This window comes from Micrococcus sp. KRD026 (genome assembly GCF_017168445.1).
In the GTDB taxonomy this organism is placed as follows: domain Bacteria; phylum Actinomycetota; class Actinomycetes; order Actinomycetales; family Micrococcaceae; genus Micrococcus; species Micrococcus luteus.
Map to the genome: position 1 here is coordinate 57,507 of NZ_JABFBA010000021.1, position 3,235 is coordinate 60,741.

Here is a 3,235-nt window from a genome sequence, read left to right on the forward strand (position 1 = left end):
CCGTCGACCCCCGCCCCGCCGCCGCCCTCGACCCCGAGGCCCTCGTGGACCGCATCGAGGCGGGCCACGTGCTTACCGCTGAGGAGGCCGTCGCTGTGCTGGACGCCCCGGACGCGGACACGTTCCGCATCGTCGCGGCGGCCTCGCGCCTGCGCGAGAAGCACTTCGGCCGCACCGTCAAGGTCAACTACCTGGTCAGCCTCAAGACCGGCCTCTGCCCGGAGAACTGCACCTACTGCTCCCAGCGGCTCGGCACCGAGGCCGAGATCCTGCGCTACACGTGGCTCAAGCCGGAGGAGGCCGTCCGCCAGGCGGGTCTGGGCATCGCCGGCGGCGCCTCGCGCGTGTGCATGGTCGCCTCGGGCACCGGCCCCACGGACCGCGACGTCGACCGCGTGGCCGGCATGGTCGGCGACCTCAAGGCCCAGCACCCGGACGTCGAGGTGTGCGCGTGTCTCGGCTTCCTCAAGGACGGGCAGGCCGAGAAGCTCAAGGACGCCGGCGTCGACGCCTACAACCACAACCTCAACACGGCCGAGTCCCACTACGAGTCCATCTGCACCTCCCACACCTACGAGCAGCGCGTGGACACCGTGCAGCGTGCCGGCGCCGCCGGCCTGTCCTCCTGCAGCGGCCTGATCGCGGGCATGGGGGAGACGCACGAGCAGCTCGTCGAGGCCGTCCTCGCGCTCCGCGACCTGGACTCCGACTCCATCCCCGTCAACTTCCTCATGCCCTTCGACGGCACCCCGCTGCAGGGCCACCAGCAGCTCACCCCGCTCGAGTGCCTCCGCATCCTCGCCATGACCCGCATGGCGTGCCCGGACAAGGAGCTGCGCATCGCCGGCGGCCGCGAGATGCACCTGCGCTCCCTGCAGTCGGTCGGCCTGCAGGTGGCCAACTCGATCTTCCTCGGCGACTACCTCACCTCCGAGGGCCAGGACGCCGAGGCGGACCTGCAGATGATCGCCGACGCCGGCTTCACCGTGCTCGGCGCCGAGGAGCGTGCGCAGCAGGCCGCGGCCGACGACGGCGCCTCGGCCGGCGGCTGCTGCGGCGGCACGGACGACGCCGGCCCGTGCGGCTCCGGTGCGGCCGGAGCTGCGGAGGACGCCTGCCCCGACACGGGCGCCGAGGGCACCGTGAAGCCCGAGCTGCGCCGCCGGGGCGCGGGCACGGCCGAGCCCGCCAACGCCTGAACCCGCGCTGACCGCCGTCGTCGGGAGCGTGCTCAGCGAACGGCGCGGATCCGCCGCACCACGCACACCACGATCACCGCGAGACCGGTGAGGGCGCTGACGGCCACGAGGGCGAGGCCGCCCACGATGCCGACGTCCATCGCGGTGCTCTTGCCGAGCAGGTCCATGAGCACCGGGGTCGTGGCGCCGGAGTCCGGGTGGTCGCCGCCGTCGGGGAAGATGATCGCGGCCAGCGCGAAGGACCCCCAGGAGATGCCCAGCAGCGTGTGCAGCAGGCGCCCCAGCCGGATGCCGCCCCGCTGCTCATCCTGCGGGTTCACGCGGGGCAGGAGGAACAGGCTCCCCACCATGAGCACGAGGACGAGTTCGTGGGGCAGGGCGCCGAAGACCATGTAGATGACCGTCATCCAGCCGTTCGCGCCGAAGTTGGAGCGCAGGGCGAGCGCGATCAGGGGCAGGGCGAGGAGGGCCAGCGCCCACGGCAGCACGGCCCAGGGGCGCCACGTGCCCACGCTCGGGCCCTTGCGGGTGGGGGTCGGGGAGGCGAACTCCGAGTGCTGGGTGCCGGGCGCTGCGGTGCTCATGGCGCCAGCGTAGCCAGAGGGTGGCATCCGTCACGCTGGTAGGATTCGGGGGTACGGCCTCCGCGTGCACCGCAAGGGGGCGTTTTCCATGTACGGGCCGGTCCGGGGCGACCCGCGGCCCTGAGGAGAGATGCAGATGCCAGCGATCGCGATCGTCGGAGCCCAGTGGGGCGACGAGGGCAAGGGCAAGGCCACCGACCTGCTGGGCGGGCGAGTGGACTACGTCGTCAAGCCGAACGGCGGCAACAACGCCGGGCACACCGTCGTCGTCAACGGGGAGAAGTTCGAGCTCAAGCTGCTGCCCGCCGGCATCCTCTCGCCCAACGCGGTGCCGGTGATCGGCAACGGCGTGGTGGTGAACCTGGAGGCGCTGTTCGAGGAGATCGACGGGCTCGAGTCCCGCGGCCACCCGTGCGAGCACCTGAAGATCTCCGCCAACGCCCACCTCGTGGCGCCGTACCACCAGACCATGGACAAGGTGACCGAGCGGTTCCTGGGCAAGCGCGCGATCGGCACCACCGGCCGCGGCATCGGCCCCACCTACATGGACAAGGTGGCCCGCCTGGGCATCCGCGTGCAGGACATCTTCGACGAGTCGATCCTGCGCCAGAAGATCGAGGGCGCCCTGCGGCAGAAGAACGAGCTGCTGGTGAAGCTCTACAACCGCCGCGCCGTGACCGTGGACGAGATCGCCGAGTACTTCCTGGGCTACGCGGACCGCCTGCGCCCCATGGTCGTGGACTCCGTGAACCTGCTCAACGACGCCCTGGACGAGGGCAAGGTGGTGCTCATGGAGGGCGGCCAGGCCACCTACCTGGACGTGGACCACGGCACCTACCCGTTCGTGACCTCGTCCAACCCGACCGCCGGCGGCGCGGCCGTGGGCGCGGGCATCGGCCCCACCCGCTTCTCCCGCACCATCGGCATCGTGAAGGCCTACACCACGCGCGTCGGCGCCGGTCCGTTCCCCACGGAGCTCTTCGACGAGATGGGCGAGCAGCTGCGCACCACCGGCGGCGAGTTCGGCGTGAACACCGGCCGCCCGCGGCGCACCGGCTGGTACGACGCCGTCATGGCCCACTACGCCGCGCGGATCAACGGCTTCACGGACTACTTCCTCACCAAGCTGGACGTGCTCACCGGCATCGAGAAGATCCCGGTGTGCGTGGCCTACGAGGTGGACGGCGTGCGCCACGACCGCATGCCCATGACCCAGACCGAGTTCCATCACGCGAAGCCGGTGTACGAGCTCTTCGACGGGTGGACCGAGGACATCTCGGGCGCCCGCGCGTTCACGGATCTGCCGCTGAACGCCCAGCGCTACGTGGAGGCCCTCGAGAAGCTCTCGGGCTGCCGGATCTCCGCGATCGGCGTGGGCCCGGGCCGCGATCAGGTGGTCCAGGTCCGCGACCTCATCGAGGACTGACCCGGCCCGCCGCCCCGCCCCCGGCC

General features: G+C 71.6%; 3 protein-coding genes. 2 read left to right on the forward strand and 1 reads right to left on the reverse strand.

The annotated features are described in order from the left end of the window. The first annotated feature begins 44 nt into the window (after positions 1–44). Positions 45–1,199, forward strand: a complete 1,155-nt coding sequence (bioB, locus tag J1M40_RS07395) for a biotin synthase BioB (protein WP_206450650.1) — start codon at positions 45–47, stop codon at positions 1,197–1,199. Between the two features lie 32 nt (positions 1,200–1,231). Here the strand turns inward: bioB and J1M40_RS07400 are convergent, their stop codons facing one another. Then, a complete protein-coding gene (locus tag J1M40_RS07400; RefSeq protein ID WP_060973529.1) occupies positions 1,232–1,783 on the reverse strand; it encodes a hypothetical protein in 552 nt (183 codons plus the stop codon). Positions 1,784–1,919: 136 nt separating this feature from the next. Here J1M40_RS07400 and J1M40_RS07405 point away from each other — a divergent pair, with 136 nt between their 5' ends. Further along, the gene (locus J1M40_RS07405) at positions 1,920–3,209 is read left to right on the forward strand and encodes an adenylosuccinate synthase (RefSeq protein ID WP_036315830.1); all 1,290 of its coding nucleotides are present in this window, start codon (positions 1,920–1,922) and stop codon (positions 3,207–3,209) included. Positions 3,210–3,235 lie beyond the last annotated feature (26 nt).